25 protein-coding genes are annotated in these 21,876 nt (G+C 72.3%); 14 read left to right on the top strand and 11 right to left on the bottom strand.

Annotation, left to right across the window (positions count from 1 at the left end; genetic code table 11):
* The first annotated feature begins 30 nt into the window (after positions 1 to 30).
* The 4 genes from fusA to ABD091_RS05655 all read left to right on the top strand — a co-directional run bounded on the left by fusA (position 31) and on the right by ABD091_RS05655 (position 4,801).
* Positions 31 to 2,142: an elongation factor G gene (fusA, locus tag ABD091_RS05670; RefSeq protein WP_343916269.1), complete on the top strand. Its 2,112-nt coding sequence runs from the start codon at positions 31 to 33 to the stop codon at positions 2,140 to 2,142.
* Positions 2,143 to 2,212: 70 nt separating this feature from the next.
* Positions 2,213 to 3,406, top strand: a complete 1,194-nt coding sequence (tuf, locus tag ABD091_RS05665) for an elongation factor Tu (RefSeq protein ID WP_343916267.1) — start codon at positions 2,213 to 2,215, stop codon at positions 3,404 to 3,406.
* A 150-nt stretch (positions 3,407 to 3,556) separates the two neighbouring features.
* Positions 3,557 to 4,114: a calcium-binding protein gene (locus tag ABD091_RS05660; protein WP_343916265.1), complete on the top strand. Its 558-nt coding sequence runs from the start codon at positions 3,557 to 3,559 to the stop codon at positions 4,112 to 4,114.
* Positions 4,115 to 4,258: 144 nt separating this feature from the next.
* Positions 4,259 to 4,801, top strand: coding sequence for a calcium-binding protein (locus tag ABD091_RS05655; protein ID WP_343916263.1), 543 nt, complete (start codon positions 4,259 to 4,261; stop codon positions 4,799 to 4,801).
* A gap of 23 nt (positions 4,802 to 4,824) precedes the next feature.
* On the opposite strand, the gene ABD091_RS05650 is transcribed toward ABD091_RS05655, so the two are convergent.
* The 3 genes from ABD091_RS05650 to ABD091_RS05640 are packed head-to-tail and all read right to left on the bottom strand — an operon-like array spanning position 4,825 to position 7,082.
* Positions 4,825 to 5,268, bottom strand: a complete 444-nt coding sequence (locus ABD091_RS05650) for a VOC family protein (protein ID WP_343916261.1) — start codon at positions 5,266 to 5,268, stop codon at positions 4,825 to 4,827.
* Between the two features lie 9 nt (positions 5,269 to 5,277).
* Positions 5,278 to 5,730: a helix-turn-helix transcriptional regulator gene (locus ABD091_RS05645; RefSeq protein WP_343916259.1), complete on the bottom strand. Its 453-nt coding sequence runs from the start codon at positions 5,728 to 5,730 to the stop codon at positions 5,278 to 5,280.
* Entirely contained in the window at positions 5,727 to 7,082 is a 1,356-nt protein-coding gene (locus ABD091_RS05640; protein WP_343916257.1) for a transaminase, read from the bottom strand. Before ABD091_RS05640 ends, ABD091_RS05645 begins: the two co-directional genes overlap by 4 nt.
* A 45-nt stretch (positions 7,083 to 7,127) precedes the next feature.
* On the opposite strand from ABD091_RS05640, the gene trmB reads away from it, so the two are divergent.
* Complete coding sequence (gene trmB, locus ABD091_RS05635) at positions 7,128 to 7,859, top strand: tRNA (guanine(46)-N(7))-methyltransferase TrmB (protein WP_343916255.1); 732 nt, start codon at positions 7,128 to 7,130, stop codon at positions 7,857 to 7,859.
* Here the strand turns inward: trmB and ABD091_RS05630 are convergent.
* The gene (locus ABD091_RS05630) at positions 7,844 to 8,692 is read right to left on the bottom strand and encodes an RDD family protein (protein ID WP_343916253.1); all 849 of its coding nucleotides are present in this window, start codon (positions 8,690 to 8,692) and stop codon (positions 7,844 to 7,846) included. The genes trmB and ABD091_RS05630 overlap by 16 nt on opposite strands.
* A 53-nt stretch (positions 8,693 to 8,745) precedes the next feature.
* Here ABD091_RS05630 and ABD091_RS05625 point away from each other — a divergent pair, with 53 nt between their 5' ends.
* A complete protein-coding gene (locus tag ABD091_RS05625; RefSeq protein ID WP_343916251.1) occupies positions 8,746 to 9,741 on the top strand; it encodes a stage II sporulation protein M in 996 nt (331 codons plus the stop codon).
* 10 nt (positions 9,742 to 9,751) lie between these two features.
* On the opposite strand, the gene ABD091_RS05620 is transcribed toward ABD091_RS05625, so the two are convergent.
* The 6 genes from ABD091_RS05620 to ABD091_RS05595 form a co-directional block, all read right to left on the bottom strand.
* Entirely contained in the window at positions 9,752 to 11,044 is a 1,293-nt protein-coding gene (locus tag ABD091_RS05620; protein WP_343916249.1) for a DUF58 domain-containing protein, read from the bottom strand.
* Positions 11,044 to 12,033 carry an AAA family ATPase gene (locus ABD091_RS05615; RefSeq protein ID WP_343916247.1) on the bottom strand — a complete coding sequence of 330 codons (990 nt, stop codon included), beginning with the start codon at positions 12,031 to 12,033 and terminating at the stop codon, positions 11,044 to 11,046. Before ABD091_RS05615 ends, ABD091_RS05620 begins: the two co-directional genes overlap by 1 nt.
* The gene (locus ABD091_RS05610; protein WP_343916245.1) at positions 12,030 to 13,136 is read right to left on the bottom strand and encodes a DUF4350 domain-containing protein; all 1,107 of its coding nucleotides are present in this window, start codon (positions 13,134 to 13,136) and stop codon (positions 12,030 to 12,032) included. The genes ABD091_RS05615 and ABD091_RS05610 overlap by 4 nt, the downstream gene beginning before the upstream one ends.
* Positions 13,133 to 13,750, bottom strand: coding sequence for a DUF4129 domain-containing protein (locus tag ABD091_RS05605; RefSeq protein ID WP_343916243.1), 618 nt, complete (start codon positions 13,748 to 13,750; stop codon positions 13,133 to 13,135). Before ABD091_RS05605 ends, ABD091_RS05610 begins: the two co-directional genes overlap by 4 nt.
* Positions 13,747 to 14,841: a hypothetical protein gene (locus ABD091_RS05600; protein ID WP_343916241.1), complete on the bottom strand. Its 1,095-nt coding sequence runs from the start codon at positions 14,839 to 14,841 to the stop codon at positions 13,747 to 13,749. The genes ABD091_RS05605 and ABD091_RS05600 overlap by 4 nt, the downstream gene beginning before the upstream one ends.
* Before the next feature lie 78 nt (positions 14,842 to 14,919).
* Positions 14,920 to 15,522: a TetR/AcrR family transcriptional regulator gene (locus ABD091_RS05595; RefSeq protein WP_343916239.1), complete on the bottom strand. Its 603-nt coding sequence runs from the start codon at positions 15,520 to 15,522 to the stop codon at positions 14,920 to 14,922.
* Positions 15,523 to 15,593: 71 nt separating this feature from the next.
* Here ABD091_RS05595 and ABD091_RS05590 point away from each other — a divergent pair, with 71 nt between their 5' ends.
* Positions 15,594 to 16,490 (top strand): homocysteine S-methyltransferase family protein, encoded by an 897-nt coding sequence (locus tag ABD091_RS05590; RefSeq protein ID WP_343916237.1) that lies wholly within the window; start codon positions 15,594 to 15,596, stop codon positions 16,488 to 16,490.
* On the opposite strand, the gene ABD091_RS05585 is transcribed toward ABD091_RS05590, so the two are convergent.
* Entirely contained in the window at positions 16,487 to 16,867 is a 381-nt protein-coding gene (locus tag ABD091_RS05585) for a hypothetical protein (RefSeq protein WP_343916235.1), read from the bottom strand. The two genes, ABD091_RS05590 and ABD091_RS05585, sit on opposite strands and share 4 nt — an antisense overlap.
* Positions 16,868 to 16,913: 46 nt before the next feature.
* On the opposite strand from ABD091_RS05585, the gene ABD091_RS05580 reads away from it, so the two are divergent.
* The 7 genes from ABD091_RS05580 (at position 16,914) to rpsS (ending at position 21,861) form a co-directional block, all read left to right on the top strand.
* Complete coding sequence (locus ABD091_RS05580) at positions 16,914 to 18,203, top strand: MFS transporter (protein WP_343916233.1); 1,290 nt, start codon at positions 16,914 to 16,916, stop codon at positions 18,201 to 18,203.
* Between the two features lie 346 nt (positions 18,204 to 18,549).
* Positions 18,550 to 18,858 carry a 30S ribosomal protein S10 gene (rpsJ, locus tag ABD091_RS05575; protein WP_008360994.1) on the top strand — a complete coding sequence of 103 codons (309 nt, stop codon included), beginning with the start codon at positions 18,550 to 18,552 and terminating at the stop codon, positions 18,856 to 18,858.
* Positions 18,859 to 18,868: 10 nt separating this feature from the next.
* A complete protein-coding gene (gene rplC, locus ABD091_RS05570) occupies positions 18,869 to 19,534 on the top strand; it encodes a 50S ribosomal protein L3 (RefSeq protein ID WP_343916231.1) in 666 nt (221 codons plus the stop codon).
* 2 nt (positions 19,535 to 19,536) lie between these two features.
* Positions 19,537 to 20,412, top strand: a complete 876-nt coding sequence (rplD, locus tag ABD091_RS05565; protein WP_379189290.1) for a 50S ribosomal protein L4, sunset domain variant — start codon at positions 19,537 to 19,539, stop codon at positions 20,410 to 20,412.
* Positions 20,409 to 20,705: a 50S ribosomal protein L23 gene (gene rplW, locus ABD091_RS05560; protein ID WP_343916229.1), complete on the top strand. Its 297-nt coding sequence runs from the start codon at positions 20,409 to 20,411 to the stop codon at positions 20,703 to 20,705. Before rplD ends, rplW begins: the two co-directional genes overlap by 4 nt.
* 26 nt (positions 20,706 to 20,731) lie before the next feature.
* A complete protein-coding gene (rplB, locus tag ABD091_RS05555; protein ID WP_343916227.1) occupies positions 20,732 to 21,565 on the top strand; it encodes a 50S ribosomal protein L2 in 834 nt (277 codons plus the stop codon).
* A gap of 14 nt (positions 21,566 to 21,579) precedes the next feature.
* A complete protein-coding gene (rpsS, locus tag ABD091_RS05550) occupies positions 21,580 to 21,861 on the top strand; it encodes a 30S ribosomal protein S19 (RefSeq protein WP_222895230.1) in 282 nt (93 codons plus the stop codon).
* The last annotated feature ends 15 nt before the right edge of the window (positions 21,862 to 21,876 follow it).

Here is a 21,876-nt window from a genome sequence, read left to right as displayed (position 1 = left end):
GACCTCCGACTCTAAGGAACGCTGACCACAGTGGCTGTCGACATCACCACGGACCTCAACGTCGTCCGCAACATCGGCATCATGGCGCACATCGACGCCGGCAAGACCACCACCACCGAGCGCATCCTGTTCTACACCGGTATCTCCTACAAGATCGGTGAGGTCCACGACGGCGCGGCCGTCATGGACTGGATGGAGCAGGAGCAGGAGCGCGGCATCACGATCACGTCCGCCGCGACGACCTGCTGGTGGAAGGACCACCAGATCAACATCATCGACACCCCCGGGCACGTCGACTTCACCGCCGAGGTCGAGCGCTCGCTGCGCGTCCTCGACGGCGCCGTCGCGGTGTTCGACGGTGTCGCGGGTGTCGAGCCGCAGACGATGACGGTGTGGCGCCAGGCCAACAAGTACTCCGTGCCCCGGATGTGCTTCGTCAACAAGCTCGACCGCACCGGCGCCGACTTCTTCCGCTGCGTCGACATGATGGTCGAGCGCCTCAACTCCACCCCGCTGGTCCTCCAGCTCCCGATCGGTGCCGAGGCCGACTTCCTCGGTGTCGTCGACCTGGTCGGCATGCGTGCCCTGACCTGGCGCGGCGAGACCCGCATCGGCGAGGACTACGACGTCGAGGAGATCCCGGCCGAGCTGGCCGAGCAGGCGGCCGAGTACCGCGAGAAGCTGCTCGAGACCCTGGCCGAGGCCGACGACGACGTCATGGAGAAGTACCTCGAGGGCGAGGACTTCACCGTCGAGGAGCTCGAGGCCGCGATCCGTCGCGCGACCCTCGCCGACAAGCTCAACCCGGTCCTGTGCGGCACCGCGTTCAAGAACAAGGGCGTGCAGCCCCTGCTCGACGCCGTCGTCAAGTACCTGCCGTCGCCCATCGACGTCGAGGGCATCATCGGCCACAAGGTCGACGACGAGGAGACCGAGATCATCCGCAAGCCGTCGGAGGACGAGCCGTTCTCCGGTCTGGCCTACAAGATCGCCTCGGACCCGCACCTGGGTCAGCTGATCTACCTCCGCGTCTACTCCGGCAAGCTGGAGGCCGGCACCTCGGTGCTCAACTCCGTGACCGGCAAGAAGGAGCGGATCGGCAAGATCTACCAGATGCACTCCAACAAGCGCGAGGAGATCGCGTCCGTGGGTGCCGGTCAGATCGTCGCGGTCATGGGCCTCAAGGGCACCAAGACCGGTCACACCCTGTGCGACCAGGCCAACCCGGTCGTCCTGGAGTCGATGACGTTCCCGGCCCCGGTGATCGAGGTCGCCATCGAGCCCAAGACGAAGGGCGACCAGGAGAAGCTGGGCATGGCGATCCAGCGCCTCTCCGACGAGGACCCGACCTTCACGGTCAACACCGACGAGGAGACCGGCCAGACGATCATCGCCGGCATGGGCGAGCTCCACCTCGAGATCCTGGTCGACCGCATGAAGCGCGAGTTCCGCGTCGAGGCGACCGTCGGCAAGCCGCAGGTGGCCTACCGGGAGACCCTCCGCAAGGAGGTCACCAACCACAGCTACACCCACAAGAAGCAGACGGGTGGCTCCGGTCAGTTCGCGAAGGTCGTCGTCTCGCTCGGCCCCAACATCGACCCCGAGACGGGCACCGGTGCGGGCTACGAGTTCGCCAACAACGTCACCGGTGGTCGCGTGCCGCGGGAGTACATCCCGTCGGTCGACCAGGGTGGCCAGGAGGCCATGGAGTTCGGCGTGCTCGCCGGCTACCCCATGGTCGACGTCAAGTTCACGCTCGAGGACGGCGCCTACCACGACGTCGACTCCTCCGAGCTCGCCTTCAAGATCGCCGGCAACCAGGCGTTCAAGGAGGCCGCCCGGATGGCCAAGCCGGTGCTGCTGGAGCCGATGTTCGCCGTCGAGGTGACCACCCCCGAGAGCTTCCTCGGCACGGTCATCGGCGACATCAACAGCCGCCGCGGCCAGATCCAGGCCCAGGAGGAGCGTCACGGGGACATGGTCGTCAATGCCCTCGTGCCGCTGTCAGAGATGTTCGGGTACGTTGGCGACCTGAGGTCCAAGACCTCTGGCCAGGCTTCGTACTCGATGGAGTTCGACTCGTACGCCGAGGTTCCCACGAACATCGCCGACGAGATCGTCAAGAAGGTCCGCGGCGAGTAATCGCGCCCAGAGACCCTCGGCCCACCCAGCAACACGAGTCAAGTAATCACCACACCAGGAGGAGCCCACAGTGGCTAAGGCGAAGTTCGAGCGGACCAAGCCGCACGTCAACATCGGCACGATCGGTCACATCGACCACGGGAAGACCACGCTGACCGCGGCGATCACCAAGGTCCTGCACGACGCGTACCCCGAGCTCAACCCGTTCACGCCGTTCGACGAGATCGACAAGGCTCCCGAGGAGCGTCAGCGCGGCATCACGATCTCGATCGCGCACGTCGAGTACCAGACCGAGGGCCGCCACTACGCGCACGTCGACTGCCCCGGTCACGCGGACTACATCAAGAACATGATCACCGGCGCGGCCCAGATGGACGGCGCGATCCTCGTGGTCGCCGCCACCGACGGCCCGATGCCGCAGACCCGCGAGCACGTGCTGCTCGCCCGCCAGGTCGGCGTCCCCGCCCTGGTCGTGGCGCTCAACAAGTGCGACATGGTCGACGACGAGGAGCTCATCGAGCTCGTCGAGATGGAGGTGCGCGAGCTCCTCTCGGAGTACGAGTTCCCGGGCGACGACATCCCCGTCGTGCGCGTGGCGGCCTTCCCGGCCCTCAACGGCGACGCCAAGTGGGGCGAGTCGGTCCTCGAGCTCATGAAGTCGGTCGACGAGTACATCCCGACCCCCGAGCGCGACACCGACAAGCCGTTCCTCATGCCCGTCGAGGACGTCTTCACCATCACCGGTCGCGGCACGGTCATCACCGGCCGTATCGAGCGGGGCATCGTGAAGGTCAACGAGGAGGTCGAGATCGTCGGCATCCGCGAGGGCTCGCAGAAGACCACCGTCACCGGTGTCGAGATGTTCCGCAAGCTGCTCGACGAGGGCCAGGCCGGCGAGAACGTCGGTCTGCTCCTCCGCGGCACCAAGCGCGAGGACGTCGAGCGCGGCATGGTCGTCGTCAAGCCGGGCACGACCACCCCGCACACCAACTTCGAGGCCTCGGTCTACATCCTCTCGAAGGAGGAGGGCGGCCGCCACACGCCGTTCTTCAACAACTACCGTCCGCAGTTCTACTTCCGGACCACGGACGTGACCGGCGTCGTCACCCTGCCCGAGGGCAAGGAGATGGTCATGCCGGGCGACAACACCGAGATGGCCGTCGAGCTGATCCAGCCCATCGCCATGGACGAGGGTCTCCGCTTCGCGATCCGCGAGGGTGGCCGCACCGTCGGCGCCGGCCGGGTCACCAAGATCACCAAGTGATCCCCGCCGGTCGCTGACCGGCAACCGCTTCACCTCGAAGGCCCCGGACCTGATGGTCCGGGGCCTTCGTGCGTCCCCGGGGACAACCGGACGCGTCCGGGGTGCGTCAGACCGGTGTCAGCAACCGACACCGAACCTCGGGGGAACCACATGCGCACCACCATCGCCACCACCACCCTGCTCGCCGTCCTGGCCGCGTCCGTCGCGGCCGCGGCGCCCGCGACCGCCGACCGGATCCGGGGTACCAGCGGCACCGACGCCCTCATGGGCACGCCACGGTCGGACTCGATGCGGGCCCGCGGCGGGGACGACGACCTGGTCGGTGAGGAGGGTGACGACCGGATGTTCGGCGGCCTGGGCCGCGACCTGCTCCTCGGCGGGGACGGCGCGGACCTGCTGTCCGGGGGTGCCGGGCCCGACATCCTGCTCGGCGGCTCCGGCCGCGACTCGATCGTCGGCGGACCCGGTCGCGACCAGGTCCGGGCCGGAGCCGGCCAGGACTGGGTCGAGGACGGCCCCGGCCGGGACGACGTACGGCTCGGCCGCGGCGACGACCGCTATGCCGTGTCGAGCATCGACGGTGCCCGCGACGTCGTGCGGTGCGGGCCCGGTGACGACACCGTCTACTACCTCGACCTCGACGAGGAGGACCCGCTCGACGAGCTGATCGGCTGCGAGACGGTCGAGCACGTCACCGAGTCCGACTGACGCGACCTCGAAGGCCCCGGACCGCACGGTCCGGGGCCTTCGCGCGTCCCGCCGACAACATCTCCGGACCAGGCACAACCCGGGTGCCGCTCGCTGCGTCACCAGAGTGACCACCAGCAACCGACACATTCGGGGGAATCCGACATGCGCACCATCATGACCACCGCCGGCCTCGCGGCCGCCCTGGCCGCCACCGTCCTGACCATGGGCCCCGCCCTGGCCGACGTGATCGAGGGCAACGACCGTGACAACGAGCTGCTCGGCACCCCGCAGCCCGACACCATGCGGGGCTTCGGGGGCGAGGACCAGCTCTTCGGCTACAGCGGCCGCGACCGGATGCGCGGCGGCCCCGGTGCCGACTCGCTCTACGGCGGGGGCCGCGCCGACGACCTCGACGGCGGCCGCGGTCCCGACACCGTCGGCGGCAACCAGCACGACGACGTCCTGCGCGGCGGCCCGGGCCGCGACGAGGTCTTCGGAGCGGGCGGCGACGACCGCTACGTCGACGAGGCGGGCGCGGACGAGGTCCACCTCGGACCCGGCGACGACGTCGTGGTGGTCCGACGGGTCGACGGCAAGGCCGACGAGATCCACTGCGGCGCCGGCGACGACACCGTCCGCTACCTCCGCCGACGCGACGCCGCGGACACCCTCGAGGGGTGCGAGACGGTCACGGTCGGACGCTAGCGGCGGCCGCCGGGTGGTGCTGGTCAGGAGAGGTCGACGCCCTCGAAGTCCTCGGGGGTGAACTCGCGCTTCTCCACCAGCACCATCCAGTTGCCGGAGTTGTCCCGCATCAGCGCCTCGACGCCGTAGGGACGCTCCTCGGGCTCCTGGAGGAACTCCACGCCGCGTGACCGCAGGTCCTCGTAGGTCGCCCGGCAGTCGTCGACGTCCATCCCGATGCCCGGGAGGCCGCCCTCGGACTGCGCGCGGTTCATCGCCTCGATCAGGTAGTCGGGCAGGGGACCGCTCGGAGTGGTGAGGTGGAGGTGGATCTCGGGCTGCTTCGGGTGATAGATCGTGCACCAGCGGAAGTCGGGGCCGAGCTGGAGGTCGTCGCCGACCTCGAAGCCGAGCACGTCGGTGTAGAAGGCCTTCGACTCGTCGATGTCCTTCACCCACAGGGACAGCAGGGAGATGTTGGTGATCATGGACCGACCCTAGGAAGGGTCGCCGGGGTCCCGCTTCTCCTGGGTTGCGCTCCCGCGTTCGACGAGCCCGGCCATGAAGACGTAGCAGCCGGGGATCCGGGGGTTGCCGGCTGCGGCGTACCGCTTCTGGAAGTCGCTCGGGCTCTCCCCGACGACCTCGCGGAACTTCGAGCTGAACGAGCCGAGGCTGCTGTAGCCCACCGCGTGGCACACCTCGGTGACCGTGAGGTTCGCGGCCCGCAGCAGGTCCTGCGCCCGTTCGACACGACGCTCGGCGAGATAGGCCGCGGGCGTGGTCCGGTAGGTCACCGCGAACGACCGCACGAAGTGATAGCGGCTCATGCCCGCCAGCCCCGCCAGCAGGTCCAGGTCGAAGTCGTCCGCGTAGTGACGGTCGAGGTGGTCGCGCGCCCGACGCAGGTGCACGAGCACGTCGCCGGGGACGCGGCGGGGTGCGGTCATCCGAGCAGGGCGGCGACCGCGTCGGCGAAGACCTCGGTGTGGCGGTCGACGTCCGCGGTGCCGTGGAACTGCGAGAAGAGGCTCATGTTGTGGAAGGGCGCGAGCAGGACACCGCGGTTGACCGTCCACAGGTGCATGAAGGCGTCGAGCTCCTCGTCGACCGCGGCGGCCGCCTCCGCGCCGGTGCTCGGAGGCGGGCAGAACCAGTACTCCGCGCGGCAGCCGAGCCGCTGCACGTGCCAGGGCAGGTCGTGCTCGGCGATCACGGCGGAGATCCCGTCGGTGAATCGCTCGGCGAGCGGGATCGCGACGTCGAAGTCCTCCTGGCGCAGCGCGGTGCTGAGCGTCGCCCGCACCGCCGCCATCGCCAGCGCGCTGCCGGTGAGCGTGCCGCCCACGCCGGCGACGTCGATCTCGTGCCCGAGCATCGGTCCGGTCAGCCGGTCGGCCACCTCCTCCGTCATCCCGTACGCCGCGACCGGGATGCCGCCCCCGATCGGCTTGCCCATCACCACGAAGTCCGGGTCGAGGCCCCAGGCGGCGGTGGCCCCGCCCGGCCCTGCGCAGATCGTGTGCGTCTCGTCGTTGACCAGCAGCACCCCGTGCTGCCGGGTGATCTCCCGGACCCCGGCGAGGTAGCCGTCCTCGGGGAGCACGATCCCGATGTTGGTCAGCGCCGGTTCCATGAGCAGGCAGGCGACGTCGCCCTCGGCCAGCCGGCGGTCGAGCGCGTCGAGGTCGTTGAAGGGCACGACGGCCGTCGTGACGGCGACGTCGACCTGCGGGCCGAGCGCGCCGGGACGCGGCACGACCCGGTCGCCGGCCCGGCCGTGCTCGAGCACGCCGAGGGTCTCGTCGACGGTGCCGTGGTAGCACCAGTCCATCACCGCGACCCGCGGCCGACCGGTCAGGTGACGCGCGAAGCGCAGCACGAACCGGTTGGCGTCGGTCGCGGTCATCGCCATCTGCCACAACGGCACCCCGAACCGGCGCGCCAGCTCCTGGGCGACCCAGGTCGCGTCGGTCGACGGCAGCATCGTGGTGATGCCGCGCTCGGTGCGCTCGCGCACCGCCTCGGCGACCGCGGGCAGGCAGTGGCCGGTCATCGACCCGGTGTCGCCGAGGCACAGGTCGACGTACTCGATCCCGTCGACGTCGGTGAAGCCGCCGCCCTCCGCCCGGTCGACGAAGAGCGGGAAGGCGCCGGGCCAGCGGGTCATCCACGGCATCGGCACCCCGGCGAGGAGGGAGCCGCGTGCGTCGGCGGCGAGCTCGGCGGAGCGGGGGTGGAGGTCGACGAAGCGCTGCTCCTCCTCGGCGTGGAGGGCGGCGAGCCGGTCACGGTCGATCATGGGGGCAATCTAGGCCCGCGGCGGCCCGGACGGGAGAATGGTCCCGTGAACGACCACGCCGGACCAGTCCGCCCCGCGCGTCCCCACCAGAAGCTCACCGACGACGGCCGCCGGATGCGCGAGGTGCTCAGCTACTCCCGGCGGGGCAGCCGGTTCACCCCGACGCAGGCCGAGGCCTGGGAGGCGTACGCCGCCGACTGGGTCATCCCCGACGAGGCGGTCGACGACCCCGACTTCGCGTGGTCCCGGTGGTTCGGCCGCGAGGCGCCGCTGGTCGTCGAGATCGGTCCCGGCGTCGGTGAGGCGACCGGCGTCCTGGCCGCCGGCCGTCCGGACGTCGACGTGCTCGCGCTCGAGGTCTGGCGACCGGGTGTCGCCGCCGGGCTGGCGGAGGTCGCCGCTGCCGGCGCGTCGAACGTCCGGTTCTGCTCGATCGACGCGGCCTGGGTCCTCGACCACCTCGTCGCCCCCGACTCGCTCGCGGGCCTCTGGACGTTCTTCCCCGATCCCTGGCCCAAGACCCGCCACCACAAGCGTCGTCTGGTCGACGGCGCGTTCGCCCGGCTGGCCGCGAGCCGGCTCGCGCCGGGCGCCGAGTGGCGGCTGGCCACCGACTGGGCCGACTACGCCGAGCAGATGCGTGAGGTGCTCGACGCCGAACCGGCCCTCGAGGGCGGCGAGGTCGAGCGCTGGGCCGACCGGCCGGTGACCAAGTTCGAGCGCAAGGGCCTCGCGGTCGACCGCACGATCACCGACTTCTACTACCGCAGGGTCTGACCCGCCCCGCCCTCGGCGCGGGACACGAGGCGCTGCACGAGCTCGGCCTCACGTCGGAGCCGGGCGGCGTCGCGGTCGCGACGGGTCGCGACCACGGCCAGCAGGAACGCCTCGTCGGGGGTGCCGGGCGGCGGCGCGGGCGCGACGTACGGCGAGACCTGCTCGGCGAGCCGGCGGGCGAGGTCCGCGCGCGGTCCGGGCGCCATGGCCGGGGCGCGCCCCAGGAACTGGCGCACCCCGAGCGCCAGCGGTGTCGGCAGCGCGACGACGTCGGCCCCCTGCGCCCAGGAGGCGAGCGGGGCGGGCATGGGTCGCGGTGGCACCAGCCGCAGCTTCACGCGCTCGCGGACGACGTAGGTGCCCGCGGCGTAGTCACCCAGCCGCTTGCCCCGCGGGCTGACCAGCGCGGAGAAGAAGGCCGGTACGCCGGTGAACGCGTAGATCTCGACGAAGCCGACCAGGGTCCGGACGAAGGCGTGCTGGAACGAGATCGGCCCGGCGTCGTCGCGCACCGTGCGCAGGCCGGTCGCGAGCTTGCCGAGCGACTTGCCGCGGGTGAGGGTCTCCGTCGTCGTCGGCGCGACGAGGAAGACCGTGATGAGCGTGCCGACCACGGCGACGTGGGCGAGCGCTCCGCTCGCGCGGACCGTGGCCGCGCTGTAGAGCACGATGACGGCGACCAGGAGCACCAGCGTCGCGACGACGTCGATCAGTCCCGAGACCATCCGCATCGCGATGCTCGCCGGGGGCAGGTCGAGCGCGACCGCCTCGCCGGTGACCAGGTCGTCGACGGTCAGCGAGCCGTAGCCGTCGGAGGCCCCCGCGTGCTCCATGCGCCGGAGCATACGGCGCCCGGCGGTCGTCCGTGCCGCCTACAGTGACGTCCGTGGACCTCGACGCCTACGTGCTCGCGCGCCAGCCGACGTGGCAGCGCCTCGAGGAGCTCGCGAAGCGCCGACGGCTGACCGGCGCCGAGGGCGGCGAGCTGGTCGAGCTCTACCAGCGCACGGCCACCGACCTCTCCGTCGTGCGCACCTCGGCCCCCGACGCCCAGGTCGTCGCCCACCTCTCCAGCCTGCTCGCCCGCGCCCGGACCCGCGCCGAGGGCAGCCGCACGACGACGTGGTCCGGCGTCCGCACCTTCCTGACCGACCGGTTCCCCGCGGCGCTCTACCGGCTGCGCTGGTGGTGGATCGGCACGACGGCGGCCAGCGTGGTCGTCACTGCGGTGATGATGTGGTGGCTGCTGGCGAACCCGACCGTCGAGCAGAGCCTGATGTCGCCGCAGGAGATCGACCAGCTGGTCTCGGAGGACTTCGAGGGCTACTACAGCCAGTACGCCGCCGGCGAGTTCGCCACCCAGGTCTGGATCAACAACGCGTGGGTCTCCGCCCTCTGCCTGGCCCTCGGCGTGCTGGGCGCGCCGGTCGTCTGGCTGCTGTTCAACAACCTGCTGAACATCGCGATCATCGGCTCGATCATGACCCGCCACGACCACGCCGGCCACTTCTGGGGGCTGCTGCTGCCCCACGGCCTGCTCGAGCTGACGGCCGTCTTCGTGGCCGGCGGCGTCGGGCTGCGGCTGTTCTGGTCGTGGGTCGAGCCCGGCGACCTGTCCCGGTCGCGCTCGCTCGCCCGCGAGGGGCGCACCGCGGGGACCGTCGCGCTGGGGCTGGTCCTGGTCCTCGCCGTCAGCGGCGTGATCGAGGCCTTCGTGACGCCCTCGCCGCTCCCGACGTGGGCGCGGCTGGCCATCGGCGTCCTCGCCGAGCTGGTCTTCCTCGCCTACGTCTTCGGTCCCGGCCGGGCCGCGGTCCGCCGCGGCCACACCGGCGACGTCGACGCCGCCCTCCTCGAGGACGGCGTCGCCAGCCAGGCGTAGGGACTCAGCCTCAGAGGAGCCCGCGGGCCTTGAGGGAGAGGTAGTGGTCGGCGAGGGCGGGGGGCAGGTCCTCGGCGTCCGCGTCGACGACGTCGACCCCGATCGCCCGCAGCACGCGGGCGGTGCGCTCCCGACGCGCCAGCGCCTGCTCGGCGGCCGCGGCGTCGTAGACCTCCTCGGCGGTCCCACGCCGCGTGGCGAGCTCGGACAGCCCGGGGTCGCGGACCGAGGCGACGACCACCCGGTGGTGGCGGGTGAGGGCCGGCAGCACCGGTAGCAGCCCCTGCTCGACAGCCGAGGGCTCGAGCGGCGTCAGCAGCACGACCAGCGCCCGGTGGCGGCCCATCGAGGAGACCGCGCCGGCCAGCGCGGCCCAGTCGGCCTCGGCGAGCACGGGCTCGAGGTCGGCCATCCGGTCCTGGAGGCCGGTGGCGACCGAGCGGCCGCCGGCGGCCTTGACCCGGGTCCGGACGGTGCGGTCGCCCGCGACGAGGTCGACCCGGTCGCCCGCGCGCGAGGCGAGGGTGGCGAGCAGCAGCGCGGCGTCCATCGCGGAGTCGAGCCGCGGGACGTCGCCGACCCGGGCGGCCGACGTGCGCGAGGTGTCGAGGACGAGCACGACCCGCCGGTCGCGCTCGGGCTGCCACGTGCGGACGACCACCGTGCGGGTGCGCGCGGTGGCCCGCCAGTCGATGGAGCGGGTGTCGTCGCCGCGGACGAACTCGCGCAGCGAGTCGAACTCCGTCCCGCGGCCACGCACCCGGACGGCGGCCCGGCCGTCGAGCTCGCGCAGCCGCGCCAGCCGCGAGGGCAGGTGGCGCCGCGACTCGAACGCCGGCAGGCTCCGCACCGCCCCGGGCACGTCCGTGGTCCGCTGCCGGGCAGCGAGCCCCAGGGGCCCCGGGCACCGCACCGTCACCCCGGTCGCCCGCAGGTCGCCGCGCCGCCGAGGCCGGAGCGGGGTGGTCAGGACGGCACGGTCCCCGGGGGACAGCGAGACGCGGTGCCGGTTGTCCGTCGCCCCCGCGGTCGGCTGCCACGCGTCACGCAGCACGGCCCGCACCCGACGGCCCCCGGTCGCCTCCACCACCAGGGTCGTCGTGGTCCCCTCGCCGAGGCGGACCGACCCGCCCCCGCGGCGTACGACCCGGAGCAGGGTGGGCGGCGGTGCGGCCAGCCAGTCGACGACCACCAGCACGAGCACCGCGAGCAGCCACAACCACGCCGTGGACCACGCCGGTCGCAGCACGACCGGCACGATCCCCAGCAGGAGCAGCAGCGGCACCCGGCCGGTGAGGGCCATCAGCGCGGCACCGGGACCGAGTCCATCGCCGAGCGCAGGACGGTCGCGCTGTCGACGCCCTCGAGCTCGGCCTCGGGGCGCAGCGCGATCCGGTGGGCCAGGGTGGCGGTCGCCAGCGACTTCACGTCGTCGGGGGTGACGAAGTCGCGGCCCGACAGCCACGCCCACGCCCGCGCCGAGCGCAGCAGCGCGGTGGCACCGCGCGGGCTGACGCCGAGCAGCACCGACGGCGACTCCCGGGTCGCGCGCGCGACGTCGACGACGTAGCCCGCGACCTCGGCGCCGACCTGGACCCCGCGCACCGCGGCCTGGCCGGCGGCCAGGTCGTCGGGGCCGGCGACCGCGGTGACGCCGGCGGCCGCGAGGTCGCGCGGGTCGAAACCGGATGCGTGGCGGGTGAGGATCTCGACCTCGTCCTCCCGCGGCGGCAGCGGCAGCACGACCTTGAGCAGGAACCGGTCGAGCTGGGCCTCCGGCAGCGGGTAGGTGCCCTCGTACTCGACGGGGTTCTGGGTCGCGGCGACGAGGAACGGGCGGGGGAGCGGGCGCGAGGTGCCGTCGACCGAGACCTGGCCCTCCTCCATCGCCTCGAGCAGCGCCGACTGGGTCTTCGGCGGCGTTCGGTTGATCTCGTCGGCCAGCAGCAGCTGGGTGAAGATCGGGCCCTCGCGGAAGCTGAGCTCGCCAGCACGGCCGTCGATCACCATCGACCCGGTGATGTCGCCCGGCATCAGGTCGGGGGTGAACTGCACCCGTCGGCTCTCGACGTCGAGCGACGCAGCCAGGGTGCGGACCAGCAGCGTCTTGGCGACGCCCGGCACTCCCTCCATCAGGACGTGCCCGCCGCAGAGCAGCGCGACCAGCAGGCCGGAGACCGCGGCGTCCTGGCCGACCACCACCTTGGCGACCTCCTGGCGGACGGCGCCGAGCCGCTCGCGGGCGTCACCGGTGGGGGGCGGCGGGGGTGCTGCCTGGGGCAGGTCGGTCATGGGCGTCGTACCTCTTCCTCGAGAGCGGCCAGCGCGCTGGCCAGGGCGATCAGGTCACGATCGTGGGCGGGGGGAGCGGCTGCGGGGTCCAGCAGCGCGGCCAGCTCGTCGCGGGGTCGCCCCAGTCGGGCGGCGAGCCGGTCGAGCAGCACGCTGTCGTCGGGGTGGGCCACGGCGAGCGCCGACCCGAGCCGGCGCCGGGTCGCGCGGCGCAGCGCGTCCGCGGCGTGGTCGCGGGCACCGGCTCGCCGGTAGAGGCGGCCGCGGCTGCGCGTCGTCTCGAGCGCCCGCACGACCACCGGGAGGGGCTCGACCGCGAGCGCGCCGAGCCGCCGGGCCCGCCAGGCGACCAGCGCCAGGGAGGCGACGACCACGAGCAGGAAGGCGGGCCGCAGCCAGGTCGGCAGCAGCGTCGCGAGGCTGACCCCGTCGTCGGCGACGAGGTCGGTGAGGTCGGGGACGTACCAGACGAGACGGGGCTCCTGGCCGAGCAGCCGGAGCACCGCTGCCGCGTTGTCGGCCCGGAGGACCTGGTCGTTGCGCATCGCCTCGCCGAAGCCGAGCAGGGTCAGGCCGGGCCGGGGCTGCGCGAGCAGCTGTCCCTCCTCGACGCCGAAGCAGCCCGGGCCGGGGAACGCCAGGGCCCCGTCGACCTCGACCTCGAGGTCGCCGACGACAGGGTCGTCGCAGCCGGCCGCGACCGGCCCCGGGACGCGGATCGTCTCCGGCAGGGAGGTCACGCCCAGTGCCTCCGTGGTGCCGGGGCCGGGCTCGACCACGACGAGCCGGGCCTCGCCGACGTGGGCCAGCAGCCGATCGGCGGTGCTGCTGCCCAGCAGCGAGGAGGAGGTGACGACGACGGTCGTGTCGGCGGTGACGGCAGCGGCCTCCAGCGACGCCGCGTCGCGGACGACGTCGACCTCGACACCCCGGTCGCGCAGCACCTGGGCCGCCGCGCGTGCACCGCCAGGTCCGGGGTTGTCCGGGTCGTAGGTCGCGCTCGTCGTCGGGCGACCCGCGGTGAGCGCGGCGACGCCGAGCGCGGCCAGGACGGCGAGGGTGAGCAGGAGCGCGGTGCGGTGGCGCTCCCAGGCCCCCCTCACCGGGCGCCCGCCCGGCGGCCGGCGAGCGCGTCGTCGAGCGCGAGGGCACCGTCGGCCCACTCCCGGCCCCCGGGACGGTCGCCGTAGAGCACCTCGTCGAACTGTCGCGTCACCTCGCGCACCCGGTCGGCCTCTGCGGGGTGGGAGGCCGCCAGGCTCTCGCCGACCTCGTGGGCGGTGAGCGCGGGCAGGTCCTCCAGCCGGCCGCGCTCGGCCTGCCGGGTCGCGGTGGCGCGGAACGCGTCGACGAGGGCGTCGTGCCACCGCCCCTCGGCGTACGCCGTCTCGGCCCGGGCCCGCAGCTCGGCGGCGGTGAGCGTCGGGTCGTCCACCACGGCCGCGCTCGGCCGTCGGCGGCCGGGGGAGCGGCCGGCCCGCCCCAGCAGCCAGACCAGGCCCAGGACCAGGCCGAGCACGACGAGCATCGCCGCGAGGACCGAGAGCGGCGGGGTGCGCTGGGCGACCGCGATGCTGTCGTCGACCACGCGACCGATCCAGCCCAGGATCCGCTGGAGCAGGTCGCCCTGGTGGTAGTCGGGGTCGAGCAGCTCGCGGCGCAGCCACGACCGGCCCTCGGCCGGGATCGGGTCGAGCGGGACGTCCTGGCCTCTCACGGGCGGGGCAGCCCCGCCCTGGTCATGAGCTCGACGTCGTAGCCCTCCTTGCGGATCCGCAGGTCGATGTACTGCAGGCAGCTGACGGCGGTGACGAACGGCGCGACGAAGGCAGCGGTCACGACCGCGGACGTCGCCTGGGACAGCACGAGCAGCAGCGGGCTCTCCGGGTCGACCCCGCCGAGCATCGTCAGTGCCATCGTCCCCAGCGAGATCGGCGTGCTCAGCAGCGCCCCGGCGACCTGGGTGAGGATCGCGGTGAGCAGTGCGATGCCGAAGGTGCGCCAGAACGCCTTGCGGGTCAGCCTCGCCGACCGGCCGAGGGACTCCCAGATCCGGCGGTTCTCCAGCATCAGCGACGGGACGGCGAGGTAGTAGACCCGGACCCAGAACACCGTGAGCGCAGCGAGGAACAGCGGCACGGTGACGAGCCCGAACCAGAACAGGCCCCATCCGTCGAGGACGCCGATCGCGACGACCCACGTCCCGACGTAGACACCGGCCACGACGGCGACAAGGACCCCGAGCAGGAACGTCAGCCCGATCAGCCGCCACCGCTGGCCCCGCGTCGCGGCCCACGCCTGTCCCAGGGTCAGGCGCTGGCCCAGCGTGGCAGCCATCGTGACGTGGGCGATCATGCCGGTGACCAGCACCAGCCCGATCGACTGGAGCACCAGCCCGAGCATCAGCGAGCCCATCGCGCCGAGGAACCCGACGAGCTCGTCGCTGGACGGTCCGGCCGGGTCGGACATCGACGACGTCAGGTCGACGGTGGTCGCCAGGCCCGCGGTGACCGCGACCGGGATCGCCATCGCCACGGCCGTGACGAGCACGGCCGAGCCCACGGTGGCGCCGGGGTTGTAGCGGATGATCTTGAACGCCGCGTCGTAGAAGTCGCCGAGCGTCAGCGGCCGCAGCGGCACGGCACCCGGCTTGTGGGCCGCCCCGCTCCAGCCCTGCGGACCGGTCGGTGGTGGTGGCGGTGCCCAGGACGGCGGCGCGGGTTGCGGCCCCGGTGCCGGCTGCGACCCGGGCGCGGGCCAGGACTGGTCGCCGGGGGTTCCCCCGGGCGGTGGGTAGGAGCCGCTCACTGTGTCCCCTCGTACGGCTGCGTGCGTGTGGTCGCCCATCTTGTCAGGAGCGGCCGGGTCGCGGGGCGACTCCGCCGTTCAGCGCAGCACGGCCTCGAGCATCTGGCGCAGTGCACGGAGCTGGCGCCGCATGGTCGTGGGGTCGCCGGTCGACCGGGCGAGGAGGAAGGCGCCCTCGAAGGTGACGAAGACGTGGTCGGCGAGGGCCTCGGGGTCGGGGGCGTCCTCGCGGTCGCCGAGGGCCGCGCCGATCAGTCGGGTGAGCTCCTCGCGCCACGCCACGACGGCGCCGAGGATCGGGTCACTGGTGCCGTCGACGACCAGCTCCCGCTCGGTGAGGATGGAGATGTAGAGGCAGTTCGACTCCTCGCCGAGCAGCGCCTCGTCGCGCTCCTCGAACCACCGGACGAACGCCGACACCCGCTCCGCCGGGTCGTCGGTCGCGGCCTCGGCGTGGGCCATCGCCTCCCGCAGCTCGGCGACGTCGGCGTCGGCGTAGCGCTGGACGAGCGTCCGGGCGAGGTCGAGCTTGGAGGGGAAGTGGTGGAAGAACGCGCCCTTGGAGGTGCCGGACTCGGTGATCACCTGGTCGACCGAGGTGGCGGCGTAGCCGTTGACCTTCACCAGGCGCTCGGCGGAGTCGAGGATGCGCGAGCGCGTGGCGGTTCCGTCCCTGGGCACACCCTCTTGTACCAGACTGTCTGGTCTGCTACAAACAGACCAGGCAGTCTGGAACGAGCAGGGAGCGTGTCATGGCAGGACGTTTCGTCACCGACGGTGGGCTCGAGACCGACCTCATCTACCACCACGGCTTCGACCTCCCGGAGTTCGCCTCCTTCCCCCTGCTCGACGACGAGCGGGGCCGCGAGACCCTCGAGCGCTACTACGAGGAGTACGCCGCGATTGCCGCGGCCCACGGCGTGGGGATCCAGCTCGACACCCCGACCTGGCGCGCCAACCCCGACTGGGGGACCGCGGTCGGCTACGACGCCGCCGGGCTCGACCGGGTCAACCGCGAGGCGGTCGCGCTGCTGCGGGGCGTGGCCGACCGGTGGTCGGACCGGGTGGGGGAGAGCCGGGTCTCCGGCCAGGTGGGTCCGCGTGGCGACGGCTACCGGCCCGGCGCCGCGGTCGACCCGGACGAGGCGGCCGACTACCACCGCCCCCAGCTGGCGGCGTTCGCGGCGGCCGGCGCCGACCTGGCCTCCGCGCTCACCCTCACCGACGTCGGGGAGGCGGTGGGGGTCGTGCGTGCCGCTCGCGACGTCGGCCTGCCGGTGTGGGTCTCGTTCACCGTCGAGACCGACGGTCGGCTGCCGGACGGGACGTCGCTGGGCGACGCGCTCCGGCTCACCGACGAGCAGGCCGCGCCCGACGCCTTCATGGTCAACTGCGCCCACCCCGACCACGTCGCCCGCGGCGTGGACGTCGACGGCCCGTGGGACCGCGTGCGCGGGCTGCGCGTCAACGCCTCGTCGCTCAGCCACGAGGAGCTCGACGCGATGACCGAGCTCGACGCCGGTGATCCGGTGGAGCTCACGGCCGCCCACGGTCGCCTCGAGGAGCTGCTCGGCGGGGTCGACGTGGTCGGCGGCTGCTGCGGCACCGACGCCAGCCACGTGGCCGCCCTCTGGGCGGGTCGGGCCTAGACGGGCGTGAGCACGCCGAACCCGGACAGCACCCGCTCGACCCGGCGTCGCTCGTCGTCGAGGTGGCTGCCGTTCGGCAGCACGTCGAGCAGGTGGTCGACCTCGAGCATGGTGGCGGCCTCGGCCAGCAGCCGGTCGTAGGCCTGGCGGCGACCTTCGTACTGCGCGTGCCGCATGCCCTCCTGGTGGAATCGGGCGCTGACGCGGCGTACGTCGGCGCTCACCTCCTCGAGCGTGCGCGTCGCGGGCTCGGGCCGACGACGGCCCCAGGTCACGTCGGGGAGGACGTGGTGGCAGCCGACGAGCGCGGCGAGGAGCACCAGCGGTGTCGCCGCGAGCAGGAGCAGCCAGGCGATGGCCTGGAGCAGGCCGGCCACCGGACCACCGTAACCCCGCGCGGCCCCTCGCGCCTACGCTCGTGCGGTGACCCTGACCGAGAGGCCCGCGCGCAGGGTCCACCGCGCGTGGTGGGTCGCCGCGGTCACGATGGCCGCGCTGGTCGCGGCGGCCGGTTTCCGGTCCTCGACGGGCGCGCTGCTGGTGCCGCTGGAGGAGGAGTTCGGCTGGTCTCGCGCCACGACGAGCGGTGCGGTCAGCCTCAACCTGGTCGTCTACGGCCTCTGCGCCCCCTTCGCCGCGGCGCTGATGGAGCGGTTCGGCGTCCGCCGCGTCGTCGCCGGGGCGCTCGTGCTGGTCGCCGCGGGCTCGGGCCTGACGCTGGTGATGACCAGTCCGTGGCAGCTCTGGCTGCTGTGGGGACTCGCGGTCGGCGTCGGCACCGGGTCCCTGGCGCTGGTCTTCGGGGCGATCGTGGCCAACCGCTGGTTCGTCCGCCATCGCGGCCTCGTCGTCGGGGTCTTCAGTGCCGCCAGCTCGACCGGTCAGCTGGTCTTCCTGCCGGCGATCGCGGCCCTCGCCGCGGGACCGGGCTGGCGGTGGGCCGCCGCCCTGGTCGCGGCGTTCGCGCTGCTGCTCGTCCCGGCGGTGTGGGCGTTGCTGCGCGACTCGCCGGCCGAGGTCGGCACCACGGCCTACGGCGCCGCGCCGGTCGGACCGGGTGCCGTCGGCGTCGTCGACCCGGCGGTGGTGGCGCCCGTGGGCGCGGCCACGCTGGCGCTGCGCACGCTGCGTGACTGCAGCCGCTCGCGCACCTTCTGGGTCCTCGTCGCCACCTTCTGGATCTGCGGCTGGTCGACCAACGGACTGATCGGCACCCACTTCATCCCCGCCGCCCACGACCACGGCATGCCCGAGACCACGAGCGCCCTGCTGCTGGCGCTCATCGGCATCTTCGACATCGTCGGCACCGTCGCGAGCGGCTGGCTCACCGACCGGGTCGACAGCCGCTACCTGCTCTTCGGCTACTACTTCTTCCGCGGCCTGTCGCTGCTGGCGGTGCCGTGGCTGCTCGGGCCGGACGTCCACCCGAGCCTGTTCCTGTTCATCCTCTTCTACGGCCTGGACTGGGTGGCGACGGTGCCGCCGACCGTCGCCCTGTGCCGCCAGCACTTCGGGGTGGAGCGGTCCGGGGTCGTCTTCGGCTGGGTCTTCGCCTCCCACATGGTCGGTGCGGGGGTCGCGGCGAGCTTCGCCGGCTGGATCCGCACGACCCAGGGCGACTACCTCCTCGCCTGGCTGACCGCCGGCGGGCTCTGCGTGGCGGCCGCGGCAGCATGCCTGACGATCCCGCGCCGGGCTCCGGCGGCGGCCTGACCGGACCGATTTGGTCTCGCCGCAGGACTCTGCCAAGATACTCAGGTTGCTCCGGCGGGTTGCCGGGGTGCGCCCACAACCTTGACTACTGAATCGCGTCTCACGATCGATCGGTAGTCGCTGTGCGGCCGCACCGAACCGTGAGACCCGATCGGCCCGGCGAAACCTGCTGGGCAGCCGCCAACACCGAGCAGGACCCCACGGTTCTGTGTTGCGTCGAAATACGCGACACGCCCGACCGCGGGGGTCGGAGCCCGGAGGCTGACGACGAAGGCGGGACCGACTCACTCCGGAGGACGTCCCAGGAACGCAACGCGGCACTGACTACGAAGGACGAGAGAGACCTATGGCGGGACAGAAGATCCGCATCAGGCTCAAGGCCTATGACCACGAGGTGATCGACACCTCGGCGCGCAAGATCGTGGACACCGTCACCCGGACGGGTGCGAAGGTCGCCGGCCCTGTGCCGCTGCCGACCGAGAAGAACGTCTACTGCGTCATCCGCTCGCCCCACAAGTACAAGGACTCCCGCGAGCACTTCGAGATGCGCACCCACAAGCGCCTCATCGACATCATCGACCCCACGCCGAAGACCGTCGACTCGCTGATGCGGCTCGACCTGCCTGCCGGCGTCGACATCGAGATCAAGCTCTGAGGATCAAGCGATGACTGCCACTTTCGAACGCAACCTGAAGGGCCTGCTGGGCACCAAGCTCGGCATGACCCAGGTCTGGGACGAGAACAACCGCATCGTCCCCGTCACCGTCATCGACGCTCGCACGAACGTCGTGACCCAGGTCCGGACTCCCGAGGTCGACGGCTACAACGCCGTCCAGGTCGGCTTCGGCGAGATCGAGGGCCGCAAGGTGACCAAGCCGCAGACCGGCCACTTCGACAAGGCCGGCACCACCCCGCGCCGCCACGTCGTGGAGTTCCGCACCAGCCTCGCCGGTGAGTTCTCCGTCGGCCAGGAGCTGGGCGTCGACACCTTCGCCACCGGCGACGAGATCGACGTCACCGGCACCAGCAAGGGCAAGGGCTTCGCCGGAACGATGAAGCGTCACGGCTTCTCCGGCGTCGGCGCCTCCCACGGTGCCCACCGCAACCACCGCAAGCCGGGCTCCATCGGCGCCTGCGCGACCCCCGGTCGCGTGTTCAAGGGCGTCCGGATGGCCGGCCGGATGGGTCGCGACACCATCACCGTCCAGAACCTCACCGTGCACGCCGTCGACGCCGACAAGGGCCTGATCCTCGTCAAGGGCGCCATCCCGGGCCCCAAGGGCTCGCTCGTCGTGCTGCGGTCCGCCGCCAAGAAGACGCAGGAGGCCTGAGCATGGCTACCAAGACCGTCTCCGTGAACCTCCCCGCCGAGATCTTCGACGTCGAGGTCAACGTCCCGCTGATCCACCAGGTCGTCGTGGCCCAGCAGGCCGCCGCCCGGCAGGGCACCCACGCCACCAAGACCCGCGGCGACGTCCGCGGCGGTGGCAAGAAGCCCTACAAGCAGAAGGGCACCGGCCGCGCCCGCCAGGGCTCGACCCGCGCCCCGCAGTTCGCCGGTGGTGGCACCGTCCACGGCCCGCAGCCGCGCAGCTACGACCAGCGCACGCCCAAGAAGATGAAGGCCGCCGCCCTGCGTGGTGCCCTGTCCGACCGGGCCCGCAACGACCGCATCCACGTCGTGGACACCCTGGTCAGCGGCGACACGCCGTCGACCCGCTCCGCGCTGGCCGCGCTCACCGCGCTGACCGACCGCCGCAAGTACCTCGTCGTGCTCGAGCGCACCGACAGCCTCACCTGGCTCTCGCTGCGCAACGCGCCCGAGGTGCACATCGTGGCCGTCGACCAGCTCAACACCTACGACGTCATCGCCTCCGACGACGTGGTCTTCACCCAGGGCGCCTACGAGGCGTTCGTGGGCAAGTCCGCGGGCGCCGCCCCGGCGAAGACGGCCACCACCGAGAAGGCCGCCGCTGCTCCCGCCGCGGAGACCACCGACGAGCCGGCGCTCCCGCAGGGTGCGAAGGCCCCGCTGAAGAGCGCTCGCGCTCCCAAGGGCTACGAGGTGCTCGGCCGTACGTCCGGCACCTACGCCCTCGAGGGCGACGCCGGCTACGACGCGGCCGCCGCGGACTTCTGGTTCAAGTCCGTCGAGGACGCCGAGGCCGCGGGCCTCACCCGGGCCGACGAGAAGGAGACCGACCAGTGAGCACCCTCCACAAGGACCACCGCGACGTCCTGATCGCGCCGGTCGTCTCCGAGAAGAGCTACGGCCTGCTCGACGCGAACAAGTACACCTTCCTGGTGCGTCCCGACGCCAACAAGACCGAGATCAAGATCGCGGTCGAGAAGGTGTTCAACGTCAAGGTCACCTCGGTGAACACGCTCAACCGCCAGGGCAAGTCGCGTCGTACCCGCTACGGCGTCGGCAAGCGCGTCGACACCAAGCGCGCCATCGTCAGCCTCGCTGAGGGCCACCGCATCGACATCTTCGGCGCCTGATCGGGCGCCCCCGAAGGAAGACAGACATGGCTATCCGCAAGTACAAGCCGACCACCCCGGGCCGTCGTGGCTCCTCGGTGGCCGACTTCGTCGAGATCACCCGGACCACGCCGGAGAAGTCGCTGACCCGTCCGCTGCCCAAGAAGGGCGGCCGCAACAACCAGGGCCGGATCACCACCCGGCACCAGGGTGGCGGTCACAAGCGGGCCTACCGGATCATCGACTTCCGTCGCTTCGACAAGGACGGCGTGCCGGCCAAGGTCGCCCACATCGAGTACGACCCCAACCGGACCGCGCGCATCGCGCTGCTCCACTACGCCGACGGCGAGAAGCGCTACATCATCGCGCCGAAGGACCTGGCGCAGGGCACCCGCGTGGAGTCCGGCCCGACGGCCGACATCAAGCCCGGCAACAACCTGCCGCTGCGCAACATCCCGGTCGGTTCGACCATCCACTGCGTGGAGCTGCGGCCCGGCGGCGGCGCGAAGATCGCCCGCTCGGCCGGCAACAGCGCCCAGCTGGTCGCCCGTGAGGGCTCCCGCGCCACGCTGCGCATGCCCTCGGGCGAGATGCGCTTCGTCGACGTCCGCTGCCGCGCCACCATCGGCGAGGTCGGCAACGCCGAGCAGTCGAACATCAACTGGGGCAAGGCCGGCCGCATGCGGTGGAAGGGCAAGCGCCCCACCGTCCGCGGTGTCGTCATGAACCCGGTCGACCACCCGCACGGTGGTGGAGAGGGCAAGACCTCGGGTGGTCGCCACCCGGTGTCCCCCTGGGGCAAGCCCGAGGGCCGCACGCGCAAGCGCAAGGCCTCCGACGCCCAGATCATCCGCCGCCGCAAGTCCGGCAAGAAGCGCTGAGCAGGAGATAGAGGATGCCTCGCAGCCTGAAGAAGGGCCCCTTCGTCGACGACCACCTCATGAAGAAGGTGGACGCCGAGAACGACAAGGGCACCAAGAACGTCATCAAGACCTGGTCGCGCCGCTCGATGATCGTCCCGGCCATGATCGGCCACACGATCGCCGTGCACGACGGCCGCAAGCACGTCCCGGTGTTCGTGACCGACGCGATGGTCGGCCACAAGCTGGGCGAGTTCGCCCCGACCCGCACCTACCGCGGGCACGTGAAGGACGACCGGAAGGGTCGCCGCCGCTGACGCGGGGCGACTCGA

The organism is Nocardioides aestuarii (genome assembly GCF_039527245.1).
In the GTDB taxonomy this organism is placed as follows: Bacteria; Actinomycetota; Actinomycetes; order Propionibacteriales; family Nocardioidaceae; genus Nocardioides; species Nocardioides aestuarii.
The sequence above is the reverse complement of the archived record's forward strand: the minus strand, read 5'-3'. Positions and strand labels throughout refer to the sequence as shown.